The following is a 14,540-nucleotide window of genomic DNA, read 5'->3' as shown; positions in this document are numbered from 1 at the left end:
CCCCCCCCGCCCCCCCCCCCCCCCCCCCCCCCCCCCCCCCCCCCACCCCCCCCCCCCCCCCCCCCCCCCCCCCCCCCCCCGCCCCCCCCCCCCCCACCCCCCCCCCCCCCCCCCCCCCCCCCCCCCCCCCCCCCCCCCCCCCCCCCCCCCCCCACCCCGGTCGCGTGTTTCCGCCACCGGCCTCCCGGACAAGCACCGCTCTGCCGGCCAGCCCCGCCGGAAGGGGCGCGGTGCTCGGTGCTGCGCACGAGCACAGGAGTCCCGTGGCACTCGTCGAAGACTTCCAGATCGCGCTGGCCGCGTCCGCGGTCGACCTGCCCGGGCCGGAGCTGCTGCCCGAAAGGCTCGCCGTGGCCTGCGCGCGGGTCCTGCCCGTGGCCGGCGCCGGCATCAGCCTGTTCTTCGCCGCCGACCGGCGCCTGCCGCTCGGCGCGAGCGACCCGGTCTCGGCCGAGGCCGAGCGCCTGCAGTTCACCACCGGCGAGGGCCCCTGCCTGACCTCGCACGCGACGGGCGAGATCGTGCTCGCCGACGAGGCGACCATCCGCTCGAGATGGCCGGGCTTCCACGACGCGCTGGTCACCAGCACCCCCATCCGGGGCACCATCTCCCTGCCGCTCCGCGACGACCTGCGGGGCATCGGTGCGCTCGACCTGTACGTCGTCCCGCCGCAGGACGTGGGCGCGTTGAGCCTGCGGGACGCCGTGGTGGTCAGCGAGCAGGTCGCCGCGGTCCTGCAGGACCAGAGCCGGCGCACCCGGGCCGCGTCGGACGGCCCCGCCTGGCTGGACGCGCCGGCCGCGGAACGCCGGTCCACGGTGTGGCAGGCGATCGGCTTCGTGAACTCCGCCCTGGGCATCCCGAGCCCTGACGCCCTCGCCCTGCTCCGGGCCCACGCGTACGCGGTGGGGACGTCCCTGGACGACCTCGCCGCACGGGTGCTCGACCCGGAGGTGCGGGTGGAGGAGCTGGCCCTGGACGCGGGCAGCGCCGGTTAGCCGGACGGCGGTCAGCCCCGTGCGTCCAACTGGCCGGCGAGACCGTCGGCGAACCCCTCGGCGACGGCGAGCTGCTCGCGCAGCGCGGTGACCCGCGCGGTTGCCGCCTCGTGGAACATCCGCAGCCGGTCGAGCAGCTGCGCCCGGTCGCCGGTGCCGGCGTCGAGATCGGCGAGCAGTCCGAGCAGTTCGCGCATCTCCTCCAGCGCGAACCCCAGCGGCTTCATCCGCTTGATCACCTCGAGCCGGGCGACGTCGTCGGCGCTGTAGAGCCGGAAGCCGCCGTCGGTCCGCGAGGTGGGGACGACCAGGCCCTCCTCCTCGTACCAGCGGATGGTCCGCAGGCTGAGCCCGGTGCGCTCGGCGACCTGGCCGATCTGCAGCAGGCCCGTGCGCGTCACCTGCATCAGTGGGCCCCGGCGAGCCGGCCGGTGTGCCGCTCGAAGCGGTCGGCCGAGTGCCCGTTGAGGCCGGTGATCTCGACGGTCTTCCCGCGCACCTCGTACTTGTGCCGGATGGCGTCGAGCACGGCGACGGTGGAGGCGTCCCAGACGTGGGCGTCGGAGAGGTCGACGACGACGCTGTCCGGATCGCCGTTGTAGTCGAACTGGGAGACCAGGTCGTTGCTGGAGGCGAAGAACAGTGCGCCGTGCACCGAGTAGACGCGGGTGCCGCCGTCGGGGTCGAGGACGCTGGTGACCTCGACCAGGTGGGCGACCCGGCGGGCGAAGAGCACGCACGCGGTGAGCACGCCGACGCCCACGCCGATCGCGAGGTTGTGGGTGACCAGGGTGCCGGCGACGGTCACGAGCATCACCGTCGTCTCGCTGCGGGGCATGCGGTGGATGGTCCGCAGGCTGTGCCAGTCGAAGGTGGCGATCGACACGAAGACCATCACGGCGACGAGGGCGGCCATCGGGATGATCGCGACGACGTCGCCGAGCGCGACGACCAGGACGAGCAGGAACGCGCCGGAGAGGAAGGTCGACAGCCGGGTGCGGGCACCGGACTTCACGTTGATCATCGTCTGGCCGATCATCGCGCAGCCCCCCATGCCGCCGAAGAGGCCGGACGCCACGTTCGCCACCCCCTGGCCCCAGGACTCGCGGGTCTTGTCCGAGGCCGTGTCGGTGAGGTCGTCGACCAGCTTCGCCGTCATCAGCGACTCCATCAGCCCGACGAGGGCCACGCCGAGCGCGAAGGGCGCGATGATCGTCAGCGTCTCCCAGGTGAACGGGACCGCCGGGATGCCGAGGAAGGGCAGGCTGTCGGGGAGCTCGCCCTGGTCGCCGACGTCCGGGAGGGTCCAGCCGGCGGCGACGGTGAGCCCGGTGAGCACCACGATGGAGATCAGCGGCGAGGGGACGGCGGTCGTCAGCCGCGGCAGCAGGAAGATCATCGCAAGCCCGGCGGCGACCAGCGGGTAGACCAGCCAGGGGACGTCGACGAGGTGCGGCAGCTGGGCGGTGAAGATGAGGATCGCCAGGGCGTTGACGAAGCCGACCATGACGCTGCGCGGGATGAACCGCATGAGCCGGGCGACGCCGGCGGCGGCCAGCAGCACCTGGAAGACCCCGCCCAGCACGACGGCGGCGAAGAGGTACTCCACGCCGTGCTCGAGAGCCAGCGGGGCGACGACGAGCGCGATCGCACCGGTGGCGGCGGTGATCATCGCCGGCCGGCCGCCGGTGAAGGCGATCACCACGGCCATGACGAACGAGGAGAACAACCCGACGCGCGGGTCGACACCGGCGAGGATGGAGAAGCTGATCGCCTCGGGGATGAGCGCCAGCGCGACGACGAGGCCGGCGAGGACCTCGGTGCGGGCGGTGCCCGGGGACAGCCACGCCGGCCGGCGGAAGCGGGGCGCGGGCGGGGCAGCGGTGGCTGAGGACATGGATCCGTCTCGTTCGGGTGCGCCGTCTCGGGCGCAGGCGGGCAGCACCGGGTGGTGCCGGAGGAGCGGCGCACCGGTGCGCCGCGGCGGTCGCGCGCCGCTCGGCGGCGGCGTCGGCTCCTGCCGGTGCGCCGCGCCGGCAGCTGGTTCGCCGGTGTCAGGAGCAGTCTGCCCGCAACTCGTCCCTCACGTCAGGGTTGGCCGGTGAGTCGTTGCTCACGTCGCACCCGGCGCCCTCCGGTGGAACCGGGCGTCGCGCGGGGCAGCCGCGGCGTCCCGCGGGCGGGTGACCGCGGTCACCTCCGGCGCGGGCCGGGAACCGCAGCGGGTGCGCGGGCGACTACTGGACCACCGCACGGATCCGGCACGGTGCCGCACCGGCGGTCGACGAAGGAGCCTGCCGTGCCCGTCCGCCCCCTCCGCGCGCTCGCCGCGTCCTCCCTGGCCACGGTCGTGGTCCTCGCCGCCGGTGCGGGCGCGGCGTCGGCGCACGTCCGGGTGTCCTCGAGCGACGCTGCCCCGGGTGGGTTCGGCGAGCTGACCTTCCGGGTGCCGAACGAGAGCGACACCGCCTCGACCGTCTCCCTGCGGGTGCAGATCCCGGCCGACACCCCGCTCGCCTCGGTCAGCGTGAAGCCCGTGCCCGGATGGAGCGCGACCACGACCACCGGTCCGGTCGACCCGCCGGTCGAGGTGCACGGCAGCGAGGTCACCGAGGCGGTCTCGGAGATCACCTGGACCGCCGACCCGGGCGCCGGGATCGCCCCCGGCGAGTACCAGACCTTCTCCATCAGCGCCGGCCCCATCCCCGAGGTGGACGAGATCTCCTTCCCGGCGATCCAGACCTACGACGACGGCACCGAGCAGGCGTGGATCGAGCCGACCATCGAGGGGCAGGACGAGCCGGAGAGCCCGGCGCCCGTGCTCTCGCTGACCGGTGGGGGCGACGCCGCGCACGGGAGCGGAACCGGCTCGACGTCGGGTGCCTCGGCGGGGTCCGACGGCGCCGCGACCGGGACGGCCGCCGACGCCACGGCCGCCGACGACTCGACCGACGGCTCCGGGTTGGCCGTGACCGCGCTGGTCGTCGGCGTGCTCGGCCTGGCCGCCGGTGCCGCCGCCCTCGCGCTGGCGCTCGCCTCGCGGCGGCGCAGCAGCTGACCGCCCGAGCGGTCGCGGGACCCGGCGAGCCGCCGCGGCCGCCACAGCACAGACTGTCCGGGAGGTGCTTCCCGCGCAGTGACCGGCGACGGCGCGGGTGGTGGTCCCGGGCGGCCGTGCGGACCGCCGATGCGGGCGCGAGAGGGCGAGGTGGACGTGGACCAGGTCGACCCCGCGCACAGCAGGGGCGGAGGGGGTCCGGTCGGGCTGTCACCGGAGGAGGCCGAGACCCGTCGCCGGCGCGGCCGGGGCAACACGGCCGTCCGCGGGACGTCCCGCAGCTACGCCCAGGTCGTGCGCACCAACGTCTTCTCCTTCTTCAACCTCATCCTCTTCACCATCGGTGCCGCCCTGCTGTCGCTCGGCCGGGTCAACGACGCGGTCGTCAGCGTCGGCCTCGGTCTGGTCAACGCCGCCATCGGCGCGATCCAGGAGATCCGGGCCAAGCGCAAGCTCGACCGGTTGCAGCTGCTGAACCGGAGCCCGGTCACCGTCGTCCGCGGCGGCCGCGACGTCGAGGTGGCCCCGGACGAGGTCGTCGAGGGCGACGTGCTGCACGTGCGTCCCGGTGACCAGGTCGTCGTCGACGGACCGGTGCTCGCCGGTGGCCGGGTCGAGGCCGACGAGTCCCTGTTGACCGGCGAGCCCGACCCGCAGGTGAAGAAGCCCGGCGAGGACCTCCTGTCGGGCAGCTTCTGCGTGGCCGGTGGAGGGCACCAGCTCGCGCGCGACGTCGGCGCGGCGAGCTACGCCAGCCGGCTGACCGCCGACGCCCGTCGGCTCTCGACCGACACGACGCCGCTGCAACGTCGGATCCAGTTCGTCGTCCGGCTGGTGATGCTGCTCGTCGCGCTGATGAGCGTGACGATCCTGGCGCAGGCCGTCCTGGAGGGCTTCCCACTCGTCCGCGTGGTGCAGACGACGGCGGTGCTGTCGGGGTTGGTGCCGTACGGCTTGTTCACGCTCATCGCGGTCGCCTACGCCGTCGGTGCGGCGAAGAGCGCCGGGCACGGCGCCCTGGTGCAGCAGGTCAACGCCGTGGAGTCGATGAGCAACGTCGACGTGGTCTGCACCGACAAGACCGGCACGCTCACCACCGGCCGGCTCACCCTCGTGGAGGTCGCACCGGTCGGACCGCTGGGACGCGCCGACGTCGAGGGGGTGATCGGGTCGATGGCTCGAAGTGCGGCCTCGGCCAACCTGACCTCCACGGCCCTGGCCGCTGCGCTCCCGGGGGAGCCGTGGCACGTGCGGGAGGAGATCCCGTTCTCCTCGTCGTTGCGGTGGAGCGCGCTGCGCACCGACGACGGGGTGTACGTCCTGGGGGCACCCGAGGCGCTGGACCCGCACCTGTCCGGCACCCCGGGCACGAGCGCCGTCACCGAGCGGACGGCACGCGGTCTCCGGGTGCTCCTCGTCGCCCGCGCTGCCGACCCGCTGGTTCCGCTGCGTGACACCTCCGGCCGGCCCCGGTTGCCCGACCTCGAGCCCTTGGCCCTCGTCGCGCTGGCCGACCAGCTGAGGGAGGGCGTCGGCGAGACGATCGCCCGGCTCATCGACGACGGCGTGGAGGTGAAGGTCGTCTCGGGCGACGATCCCCGGACCGTCGCCGCCCTCGCCCGTCAGGCGGGGCTGGAGAGCGGGGTCCCGGTCAGCGGAGGCGACCTCGACTCCCTGCCGGACCCGCAGCTGGACGAGCTCGTCAGCCGCACCACCGTCTTCGGCCGCATCGCGCCGGAGCAGAAGGAGCGGCTCGTCGGTGCGCTGCGCCGCCAGGGCCGTTACGTCGCCATGCTCGGGGACGGCGTCAACGACGCCCGCGCGCTGAAGGCCGCCCACGTCGGGGTGGCGATGCGTAGCGGCAGCGCGGTGACGCGGGACGTCGCCGACATCGTCCTGACCGACGACTCCCTGGCCGCGCTGGTACCCGCGCAGCGGGAGGGTCGCCGCATCATCAGCGGCCTGTCGACGTCGTTGCAGCTCTTCCTGGCCCGGGTGAGCACCCAGGGTCTGGTGATCCTGGCCGTCACGATGCTGGGCCTGGGATTCCCGTACTCCCCGGCACAGGTGGGGCTGACCCTGCTCACCGTCGGGGTCCCGACCCTGCTGCTGACGGCGTGGGCACGTCCGGCACCGCCGGACCCGCAGCTGCTGGCCACCCTCGGCCGCTTCGTCGTCCCGGCGGCGGTGCTCACCGCGGCAGGTGGTGTGGCCGTGTACGCACTGCTGTACACGAATCTGCTGCAGGCCCTGGGCGACGCCCGGCTCCCGGCGTTCGCGGTGGCGGAGCTCGAGTCGTACACCGGCCTGTCCGCCGACGACGTCGGGTTCGCCGAAGCGGCAGCGACGCTGGAGGCGCAGACCGCCCTGTCGACCTTCGTCTCCTACGCCGCCTTCCTGCTGATTGTTCTCCTCAAGCCGCCGTCCCGGATGTTCGCGTCCTGGACCGAACCCGACGGCGACAGGCGACCGGCCGCCCTCGCCGCGGTGCTGGTCGTCGCGCTCACCGGGGGTCTCTACGTCCCCTGGTTCACGAACTACTTCGACCTCGCCGACGCGTCCGAGCCGATGTTCTCGGTGGTGGTGCCGACCCTGGCCCTCTGGTTCCTCCTGCTGAACGCCGTCTACCGGTTCCGGCTGCTGGACCGCGCGCTGGGCCTGCGGCACCTCCCGCCGGACGATCGGCCCGCGGTGTGCACGCACCAGCCGGCGGCAGCGGGACCGGCGACGAGCTGACCGGCCCGGCGGCCCGGGCGGATCTGCGAGCGACTCCGGCGCCGGCGTGGTCGACCCGACGCCGGAACGGGGAAGGCCTCGGTCAGTTGCCTGCCCGGGGACTTCGCCATGAGGTGAGTGATGGGGCTGGCACCCCCGACTGGGGCCGGTCCCGGCTTGGCCGTGGATGTCCAGGCCAGCCGATCGATGACCGTCCTCCTGCGTCCCTGGGCCTCCACGGGCCCTCTGTGCCTGACCGTTGCCCCCGATGTCACCCAGGGTCCGGAGCCAGCCGGCGAGCCCGTCGCACGGCGGGGCAGAGATCTCCCCGCGAGGAGCAACGGCCGGGCCGACGAACGGGCTGGTCGGGGTGCGCACCGGTCAGGATCCGGGGTGGCCGTGGTCCGCGGCGTAGTTCTGCAGCACGGTCCCTATGCTGTCTCCGGCGAGTGGGAACTGCCGCGCCAGCACGTGCGCGTAGTCCTGCACTGCCTCGGCCAGCACCGTCCCGGCCAACCGCAACTCCGCGTGTGTGGATTCCTGGCCGGCTCGGGCGAGCTCACGGGCGTAGGGCAGCTGCGCCGGCAGCGATGCCGCCGCATCGGCCTCGCGGAAGTAGTAGGTCTCGGCGTACTGGGTCAGGTCCACGCGGAGCTGGGTGAGTTCACCAGCCAGCGAGTGCAGCAGCGTGGCCGAGGACGAGGAGTCCGCCGGCAGCAGCTGTGCGGCGGCGGCCCGCCCCAGCAGGGCCAGCCGGATGGCCAGGGTCCGGCGCCGGGCCAGCGCCGGGTAGATCTGCAGGACCCACGACACCGCGGCGGTGAGCAGCGCGAAGCCGATCAGCGCCTGCAACGGCGAGGTCAGCCGCAACCAGGGCTGCTGGGGGACGATGTCGCCGTAGCCGAGGGTCGCGACGGTGACCAGGGAGAGGTACAGCGAGTCGAGGAAGTCGCTGCGCTGGGCGGGAGCCAGGCTGGAGCCGAAGGAGAACGCCTCGGTCATGTGCGGCCAGTAGATCAACGTCCAGCCCGCGACGATGGTGGCCGCCCAGGTGAGGATCACACCGAGCAGCGCCACCGGGCCCACGACCGAGCTCTGCTGGGCGCGGCGCTTCAGCAGGCGGGATCCGCGCCAGACCATCAGGACGACCAGTCGGCTGAGGGTGCCCTGGCCGCTGGGATGCCAGATGGTGTGGAACATGTCCCGTACGGCGAACAGGACGATCCCCGCGCCGCCGGCGGTGATGAGCCAGTCCATGAGCTTCCTCTCGTTCCGAGCGTGTGGTGTGCGCTAGCGGAGCCGCGGCAGCGCCAGATGAGCCGGACCCTGCGGCGGTAGCCGTACTGGCCGCCGGGCCGTGGCCGCACGGGTCGGGGGCGATCAGCCGGGGCTTGCGATGCGTGGCCTCTCAGCCCTCGTCGGGCGCCGGCGCCTGGGACAGGGCGATCAGCTGGCGCAGGCAGTGCTCGCGCAGCGGCTCGGGGAAGCCGTCGGCGAGGCGGTAGTACACAACGCGACCCTGCTTGCGGTTGACCACCAGCCCCGCCGTGCGCAGCAGCCGCAGCGCGTAGCCGACGGCGTCCTCGTTGGCCTCCAGGGCCAGGGCCAGGTCGCCGACGCACAGCTCCTCGACCACGTCGAGGGCGAACAGCACGCGGGCCCGCGTGGGGTCGGCCATCAGGCTCAGCACGCTGGTCAGCTGGGCTGCTTCGTCACGGCTGGGCAGCCGGGCGCGGGCGTGCGCGACGCGTCCGGGGTCGACCGGATGGGCGTGGGTGGGTTCGGTCATCCGAGAAACACCTCCGATGCGCTCATACCCGTACGGGTCTACGGGTAGCACGGATCGGCCGGCGACAGTCCCGGGCGGCACCCGAGCCCTCCGGCGCCGGACATCGAGGAGGTAGCCATGACCGTGGCCGCGCAGATGCTCGACACCTACCCCGAGGGCCTCGGCGGGGTGGACAAGGACAAGCTCCGGGAGTGCATCGAAGCGTGCTTCGACTGTGCCCAGGCCTGCACCGCCTGCGCCGACGCGTGCCTGTCCGAGGACACCGTCGCCGAGCTCACCACGTGCATCCGCACCAACCTCGACTGCGCCGACGTGTGCGACAGCACCGGCCGGGTGCTTTCCCGGCACACCGGCTACGACGCCAACCTCACCCGGGCGGTGCTGGAGGCCTGCGCCGCGGCGTGCAAGGCATGCGGTGACGAGTGCGCCGAGCACGCCGAGATGCACGAGCACTGCCGCATCTGCGCCGAGGCCTGCCGGCGCTGCGAGCAGGCGTGCCGCGACCTCATCAGCTCCCTCGGCTGACCGCAACCCCGACCTGATCAGCAGACGTCCCGGCGCACCAGCAGCCCCGAACGGGCGCGGGGACGTCGGCACGGCAGACCACCCACACCCGCACCGGAGACCGGCGGCGAGAGAACGGAGTACCACCCCATGGCGACCAAGAGCAGCAACGAAGAGCACCGGCACGGGCACGGTGGCGAGGAGTCGGACCACCACGACGACTCCGGTCACGGCGGGATGCAGACGAAGATGCAGCGGAAGATGTATGCCCGCTTCGCGGCGATGATCGCCACGTCCATGGTGGTCATGTACTGGACGATGTTCGCCGGCACCTGGGAGTGGAGCCACGTCCAGTTCAGCCAGAGCCGCGTGTTCATGGCGCTGACCATGGGCGGCACCATGGGGCTGGTCATGCTGGCCTGGATGCTCAACATGTACAAGAACATGAAGGGCAACATCGCGATCGTGGCCGTGAGCCTGCTGCTGCTCGGCGGCGGCATCGCCCTGGACCGCACCCAGGCGACCGTGCAGGACTCCGCCTGGATGAACGCGATGATCCCGCACCACTCGCTGGCCATCACCCGCTCCGAGCGCGCCGACATCGACGACGTCCGCGTGTGCCAGCTCGCCGTCGAGATCATCCGCGCCCAGGAGCGGGAGATCGCCGAGATGGAGTGGCTGATCGAGGACATCGAGCAGAACGGGAAGGCGACCACCCCCGAGGAGGCGCAGGCCCGACCCGTCCCCGAGTTCGAGGGCTCCGCGCTGCGCGACTGCCCGACCGGCTGAGCGGCGCCGACGGCCACCTCGGTGGCGACCGCGGCACGGGGCCGGCCGGCGGGGCCACTTTCGCCCGTCGGCACCGTCCGCGCTCGCTGTCCGCGGCGCCGGGCTCAGGTGGGCAACAGCGTGGTGAACGTGGCGCTGCCGTCGGTGGACTCCAGCAGACCGTCGTCGGTCACCACGAGGACGCGCAGGTCGCCGTCGGCGGTGGTCGCTCCGACCGCCTGCGGCGTCCCGTCCAGCTGCCCCCGCTGGGCCCAGCTGACCGCGGCGTCGGTGCTGGTCCACACCGCCCCGTCCGGCGTGAGGCCGACCGCGGCGGTGCCGTCGCCGGACCAGGTCACCACCTGCAGCAGCGGAGCGCCGTCCACCGGCGCCCACGTGGCCCCGGCGTCGGTGGAGCGCAGCAGCCCGGCGCCGGTGGTGGCCAGCACCTGGCCGTCGGGGGCGGCGGCGAGGGGGTGCGGCTCGGCCGGGATGTCCAGCTGCTCCCAGGTGATGCCGTCGGCGGTGCGGTGCAGCGACCCGTCGTAGCCCAGCGCCCCGCCGCCGGGCAGGGCGGTCAGGGCGTGGAAGTCCGACTCGCCGGCGCGGGACAGCGGCCTCCAGCTCATCCCGCCGTCGGTGCTCTCGATGAGGCCGACCGGGTTGGGCAGGTCCGTGCGCAGCCCGGGGTGCCCCGACGCCAGGTAGTGGTCCGGCCCGGCGACGGTGAAGCCCATGAGGTCGATGGCCGGGCCGGCAGCTGCCAGTCGTCCGTCGTCGCCGATGGTGATCAATCCCTCGTGGGTGGCCAGCAGCAGCGCACCGTCGCCGGGGTCGACGGCGACGGCGTGCACGTGCGCGGCCGGGAGCGTGCCGGTGGTGTCGGCCGTCTCGGGTGCGGCGGCGTCGCCGGTGGCCGCGCAGCCGGTCAGCGAGATGAGCAGGATGGCGCCCGCGAGCGAGCGATGAGCCGTGCGTGCCAAGCGCATGGGACAACTCCAGATCGGTGCAGTGCCGGGTCGGCTCCGGTGCGGCGGGGCAGGCCGGTGCGCCCGCCCCGCCGCGGGCCGGATCAGCCGCCGAGCTCGGTGAGCAGGTGCTGCATCTCGGCGATCTCGGCGTTCTGGCTCTCGCGGACGGAGGCGGCCAGCGCGAGCGCCTCGGCGTTGCGGCCGTCCGCGGACAGGCCGGCCGCCATCCCCACCGCGCCCTGGTGGTGGGCAATCATGCCCGACAGGAAGAGGCGGTCGAACTCGGCGCCGGTGGCGGACATCAGCGCGTGCATGTCGTCCGCCGACATCATCCCGCCGTCGCCGTGGTCCATGTCGTCGGGGTGGTCCATGCCGCCCTTGCCGACGTCGGTGTGGCCGCCGTCGGCGTCCCAGTCCTCCAGCCAGCCGGTCAGCGTCTCGATCTCGGGCCCCTGCGCGGCTCGGATGCGGGTTGCCAGGTCGAGCACACGGGGGTCAGCGGCGCGCCCTTCGGCCAGCTCGGCCATGGCGATCGCCTGCCGGTGGTGCGGGATCATCTCGCGGGCGAATGCCGCGTCGGCGTCGTCGAACGCGGCTCGATCGGCCGAGGAGCCGGCCGAGGGGGTGCTGCCGTTCGTCATCGAGCCGTGCCCGGCGGCGTCGAGGTCGTCGTCAGCGCACCCGGCGAGGACGACTGCGCCGGCGAGCAGAGCGGCGACCAGGCCGGTCAGGCGTGCGGTGGTGCGGGTCATGGTGGGGTACTCCTGGAGCTGCGGAAGCGAACCGGTGGGCATGCGCGCGTACCGCCACCGCGGCCGGCACGGTCGCTGAGGGCGGGGCGGTACAGGCGGTCGGCCTAGATCCGCAGCAGGCAGAGTGAGTGCAGGTCCGGCGGGCGCAGTGGTGCCAGGCCGATGGAAGCGTGCGTGCGCAGCCGCGCCCACGCCGCCGGCAGCGGCGCCAGCAGGCGGGGCAGCAGGGTGAGCAGCAGCGCCAGACCGGCGGCGAGCACGGCCAGGCACAGCGCCCACAGGTGGCCGCCTGCTCCGGTCGGCGCGCTGCCGTGGTCGGCGGCGAGCAGGCCGGCCAGCGGAGCGGTGGCGGCAACCGCCGAGAACGCGCCGCGGGTGGCGCCGTGGGCATCGGTCCCGGTGCTCGTCGCACCGTCGTCCAGCGGTTCGACCGGGATCGCGGCGAGGGCTGCGATGCCGTGCTCCGCCGGGTGGTCGGTGGCGGCGGCGGTGCACTGCAGGCCGTGGACCGCGAAGACGGCGGCCAGCAGCAGTGCTGTCCATCCTCGAGCCACCGCGCCCACCCCCTTTCCCGACGAGGCTACGACGCCTGCGGCCGGTCACCGCGCAGGCTGCCCGGCGGCCCTGCTCGTCGGTGAACCGCACCGGTGTTCACGGCGGAGGGCCCCGACGGCCCGCTTCCTGCCCGACCGGCGCGGCGATGTGCGACTCCTGCTCCGTGCTGGCCGATGGATCGGGAGCGGTGCCCCCGGCGGTGGCTCCAGCTACGAGCCCCCGCGACATGCGAGGCCACCGCAGCGACGGACGCGTGGGCCAGGCGGACGCTGCACCCGCCTGAGTGACCCGGTCGGTCCGGCTCGACCCGGCGAGCCGGCGGGACGAACGGCCGGTCAGCCCGAAGACGGTTCGCGGTCGCGCGGGTCAGCCGTGCCGGTGGTGAGCAGCCTGAGCGCGATCGACCGCAGTTGGGTGACCTCGGCGGAGGTGAGCCGGTCGAAGACCAACCGGCGGACCTCGGCGACGTGGCCCGGAGCGACCCTCTCCAGCAGTGACATCCCGGGGTCGGTGAGCGTGGCGTACTGGATCCGCCGGTTCGTCGGACAGGGCCAGCGGCTCACCCAGCCCTGCTCCTCCATCGCGGCGACGGCGTGGCTGAGGCGTGACGGGCTGGTCGCGGTCTGCCGGGCGAGCTCCCCCATGCTGAGCGTCCGCTCCGGCTGAGCGGAGAGGACGGCCAGGACCTGGTAGTAGGCGTGCTTGATCCCTGCGTCCTGGCGGAGCTGCCGGTCCAACGCCTGCGGCAGCAGTTGGAGGACCTGGACCAGGGACAGCCAGGTGGCCATCTCCTCGTCGTCCAGCCAGCGCACCGGCAGATCCCCCACCTCCGTGGCGCGGTCCAGGAGCAGCGGGTCGTCGATGGGGCGGGTCATCAGGGCTCTCGACGTCAGAGGATGTGGAAGGACCGCTTGGACAGCCCCAGGAAGAACCCGTCGACGGCGGTGGTGACCGGTGCGGTGGGCTCGGTGGCGGCGCCCAGCGTGACGAACAGCGGGGTGAAGTGCTCGACGGTCGGGTGGGCGTAGCGCAGACCGGGGGCCCGCAAGCGGAACTGGGCGAGCTCCTCGACGTCTCCGCGGTCCAGGGCGTCGGTCACCCACGCGTCGAAATCGGCCGACCAGCCGGGGACGGCGTCCGGCCGTGACCAGTCCATGTACTGCAGGCCGTGGGTCATGAAGCCGGAACCGATGACCAGCACCCCCTCCGACCGCAGCGACCGCAGCCGTTCGCCGAGGGCGAGCAGCGCGGTGGTGTCGTGCGTCGGCAGGCTCAGCTGGAGGACCGGGATGTCAGCGGCCGGGTACATGACCTTCAGCGGTACCCAGGCGCCGTGGTCGAGCCCGCGGTTGCGGTGCTCGTGGACGTGCTGGGTGTCCGGCAGGACCGACAGCACCTGGCCGGCGAGCACGGAGGCGTCGGGCGTGTCGTACCGCATGCGGCGGTACATGGGGTGGAACCCGCCGAAGTCGTAGACCAGCTCGGTCGGGGCCGTGCTCGTGATCCCCAGGCCGTCGGACTCCCAGTGCGCGCTGACGATGAGGATCGCCCTCGGACGCGGGAGAGCGCGGGCCCAGTCGTGCAGCTGCCGCATCCACCGGCCGTCCTCGAAGGTCGGAGGCGCACCGTGGCTGATGTAGAGCGCCGGCAGCGGGCCGTCGTCCGGCGTCCAGCCACGGTGCGGCCCGGCAGCCGCGTCGTGCCGCAGGTGCGCGACGAACGGGTGGCGGGGGTCGATCAGCGCGTCGGCTGCGGCTGTGCTGCTCAGCGGGGTGGTGGCGCTCATGCTGGTCTCCGAAGGTGTGCGGTGCCGGTGGTCCGGGCTGCGGTCAGACCTGCGCGTGCTCCGGCACCGGGGCGACGGCGAGCTGGAGAGCTCCCAGCGGCAGCCGCGTCCGGGCTGCAGTCTCGCGGCCGGCGAACGGCTCGGCCAACCGGGCCGTCGCGTCCCGGCGGCCGACGGCCAGCACGACCAGTGGTGTGACGCCGGTGGGCAGCAGGGCCCGGAGGCGGGCGGCATCGAAACCACCCATCTGGTGGACGGCCAGTCCCTCGGACTGGGCCTGGATCGACAGGTGCGCCACGGCCTGGCCGGTGTCGTAGCGGGCCCACGGCCGCTCGGCGCCATCGGCGTCCTCCTCCGTCGCGGCGACCACGACGAGCGCGGAGGCGGCGTGCGCCCAGGCTCGGTTGCCAGCGGCGAGGGTGTCGAGGACGGCGCCGTGGTCGGCGGTGCCGCGCAGGGCGACGGCGAATCGCCACGGCTGGGTGTTGGAGGCGCTCGGCGCCCAGCGGGCTGCCTCGAGCAGCGCAGTCACCTGCTCCGCGCCGAGCTCGTGCTGCGGGTCGAGGGCGCGGGGACTCCAGCGCTCGGCCAGCAGCGGGTGCAGCGGGACGGAGGTGTCGGCCGTCTTCGTGGCGCGGGTCATG

15 protein-coding genes are annotated in these 14,540 nt (G+C 73.8%); 5 read left to right on the top strand and 10 right to left on the bottom strand.

Translation table 11 applies throughout. The annotated features are described in order from the left end of the window. The first annotated feature begins 263 nt into the window (after positions 1 to 263). Complete coding sequence (locus ACI79W_RS19255; protein ID WP_456563692.1) at positions 264 to 998, top strand: ANTAR domain-containing protein; 735 nt, start codon at positions 264 to 266, stop codon at positions 996 to 998. An 11-nt stretch (positions 999 to 1,009) separates the two neighbouring features. Here the strand turns inward: ACI79W_RS19255 and ACI79W_RS19250 are convergent, their stop codons facing one another. Further along, on the bottom strand, positions 1,010 to 1,399 hold the full coding sequence (locus tag ACI79W_RS19250; RefSeq protein ID WP_456563691.1) for a MerR family transcriptional regulator: 390 nt from the start codon (positions 1,397 to 1,399) through the stop codon (positions 1,010 to 1,012). A gap of 5 nt (positions 1,400 to 1,404) precedes the next feature. After that, positions 1,405 to 2,895 carry a SulP family inorganic anion transporter gene (locus tag ACI79W_RS19245; RefSeq protein WP_456563690.1) on the bottom strand — a complete coding sequence of 497 codons (1,491 nt, stop codon included), beginning with the start codon at positions 2,893 to 2,895 and terminating at the stop codon, positions 1,405 to 1,407. 402 nt (positions 2,896 to 3,297) lie between these two features. On the opposite strand from ACI79W_RS19245, the gene ACI79W_RS19240 reads away from it, so the two are divergent. Then, positions 3,298 to 4,056: a YcnI family copper-binding membrane protein gene (locus tag ACI79W_RS19240; protein WP_456563689.1), complete on the top strand. Its 759-nt coding sequence runs from the start codon at positions 3,298 to 3,300 to the stop codon at positions 4,054 to 4,056. Positions 4,057 to 4,185: 129 nt separating this feature from the next. Next, positions 4,186 to 6,792 (top strand): HAD-IC family P-type ATPase, encoded by a 2,607-nt coding sequence (locus tag ACI79W_RS19235; RefSeq protein ID WP_456563688.1) that lies wholly within the window; start codon positions 4,186 to 4,188, stop codon positions 6,790 to 6,792. Between the two features lie 360 nt (positions 6,793 to 7,152). Here the strand turns inward: ACI79W_RS19235 and ACI79W_RS19230 are convergent, their stop codons facing one another. After that, complete coding sequence (locus tag ACI79W_RS19230; RefSeq protein WP_456563687.1) at positions 7,153 to 8,028, bottom strand: potassium channel family protein; 876 nt, start codon at positions 8,026 to 8,028, stop codon at positions 7,153 to 7,155. 151 nt (positions 8,029 to 8,179) lie between these two features. Further along, positions 8,180 to 8,560, bottom strand: coding sequence for an ArsR/SmtB family transcription factor (locus tag ACI79W_RS19225; RefSeq protein WP_456563686.1), 381 nt, complete (start codon positions 8,558 to 8,560; stop codon positions 8,180 to 8,182). 117 nt (positions 8,561 to 8,677) lie between these two features. Between ACI79W_RS19225 and ACI79W_RS19220 the strand changes: the two genes are divergently transcribed. Next, positions 8,678 to 9,085: a four-helix bundle copper-binding protein gene (locus ACI79W_RS19220; RefSeq protein ID WP_456563685.1), complete on the top strand. Its 408-nt coding sequence runs from the start codon at positions 8,678 to 8,680 to the stop codon at positions 9,083 to 9,085. Between the two features lie 129 nt (positions 9,086 to 9,214). Next, a complete protein-coding gene (locus ACI79W_RS19215) occupies positions 9,215 to 9,853 on the top strand; it encodes a DUF305 domain-containing protein (protein WP_456563684.1) in 639 nt (212 codons plus the stop codon). Between the two features lie 104 nt (positions 9,854 to 9,957). Here ACI79W_RS19215 and ACI79W_RS19210 read toward each other — a convergent pair whose 3' ends face one another. From ACI79W_RS19210 to ACI79W_RS19185, 6 genes are all read right to left on the bottom strand, one after another. Continuing rightward, positions 9,958 to 10,821 carry a F510_1955 family glycosylhydrolase gene (locus ACI79W_RS19210; protein WP_456563683.1) on the bottom strand — a complete coding sequence of 288 codons (864 nt, stop codon included), beginning with the start codon at positions 10,819 to 10,821 and terminating at the stop codon, positions 9,958 to 9,960. A gap of 83 nt (positions 10,822 to 10,904) precedes the next feature. Continuing rightward, positions 10,905 to 11,555, bottom strand: a complete 651-nt coding sequence (locus ACI79W_RS19205) for a DUF305 domain-containing protein (protein ID WP_456563682.1) — start codon at positions 11,553 to 11,555, stop codon at positions 10,905 to 10,907. 104 nt (positions 11,556 to 11,659) lie between these two features. Next, positions 11,660 to 12,109, bottom strand: coding sequence for a DUF6153 family protein (locus ACI79W_RS19200; RefSeq protein ID WP_456563681.1), 450 nt, complete (start codon positions 12,107 to 12,109; stop codon positions 11,660 to 11,662). 336 nt (positions 12,110 to 12,445) lie between these two features. Continuing rightward, positions 12,446 to 12,985, bottom strand: coding sequence for a MarR family winged helix-turn-helix transcriptional regulator (locus ACI79W_RS19195; protein WP_456563680.1), 540 nt, complete (start codon positions 12,983 to 12,985; stop codon positions 12,446 to 12,448). Between the two features lie 14 nt (positions 12,986 to 12,999). Then, entirely contained in the window at positions 13,000 to 13,896 is an 897-nt protein-coding gene (locus tag ACI79W_RS19190) for a dioxygenase family protein (RefSeq protein WP_456563679.1), read from the bottom strand. Between the two features lie 43 nt (positions 13,897 to 13,939). After that, positions 13,940 to 14,539, bottom strand: coding sequence for a nitroreductase family protein (locus ACI79W_RS19185; protein ID WP_456563678.1), 600 nt, complete (start codon positions 14,537 to 14,539; stop codon positions 13,940 to 13,942). Position 14,540: the final 1 nt, after the last annotated feature.

The organism is Blastococcus sp. SYSU DS0533 (assembly GCF_054050775.1).
The sequence above is the reverse complement of the archived record's forward strand: the minus strand, read 5'-3'. Positions and strand labels throughout refer to the sequence as shown.

What these genes read in the sequence shown, in the direction of transcription:
- ACI79W_RS19190 (WP_456563679.1), bottom strand. Translation starts at nt 13,896, where the DNA reads ATGAGCGCCACCACCCCGCTGAGCAGCACAGCCGCAGCCGACGCGCTG.
- ACI79W_RS19230 (WP_456563687.1), bottom strand. Translation starts at nt 8,028, where the DNA reads ATGGACTGGCTCATCACCGCCGGCGGCGCGGGGATCGTCCTGTTCGCC.
- ACI79W_RS19210 (WP_456563683.1), bottom strand. Translation starts at nt 10,821, where the DNA reads ATGCGCTTGGCACGCACGGCTCATCGCTCGCTCGCGGGCGCCATCCTG.
- ACI79W_RS19205 (WP_456563682.1), bottom strand. Translation starts at nt 11,555, where the DNA reads ATGACCCGCACCACCGCACGCCTGACCGGCCTGGTCGCCGCTCTGCTC.
- ACI79W_RS19195 (WP_456563680.1), bottom strand. Translation starts at nt 12,985, where the DNA reads ATGACCCGCCCCATCGACGACCCGCTGCTCCTGGACCGCGCCACGGAG.
- ACI79W_RS19245 (WP_456563690.1), bottom strand. Translation starts at nt 2,895, where the DNA reads ATGTCCTCAGCCACCGCTGCCCCGCCCGCGCCCCGCTTCCGCCGGCCG.
- ACI79W_RS19235 (WP_456563688.1), top strand. Translation starts at nt 4,186, where the DNA reads ATGCGGGCGCGAGAGGGCGAGGTGGACGTGGACCAGGTCGACCCCGCG.
- ACI79W_RS19215 (WP_456563684.1), top strand. Translation starts at nt 9,215, where the DNA reads ATGGCGACCAAGAGCAGCAACGAAGAGCACCGGCACGGGCACGGTGGC.
- ACI79W_RS19225 (WP_456563686.1), bottom strand. Translation starts at nt 8,560, where the DNA reads ATGACCGAACCCACCCACGCCCATCCGGTCGACCCCGGACGCGTCGCG.
- ACI79W_RS19220 (WP_456563685.1), top strand. Translation starts at nt 8,678, where the DNA reads ATGACCGTGGCCGCGCAGATGCTCGACACCTACCCCGAGGGCCTCGGC.
- ACI79W_RS19185 (WP_456563678.1), bottom strand. Translation starts at nt 14,539, where the DNA reads ATGACCCGCGCCACGAAGACGGCCGACACCTCCGTCCCGCTGCACCCG.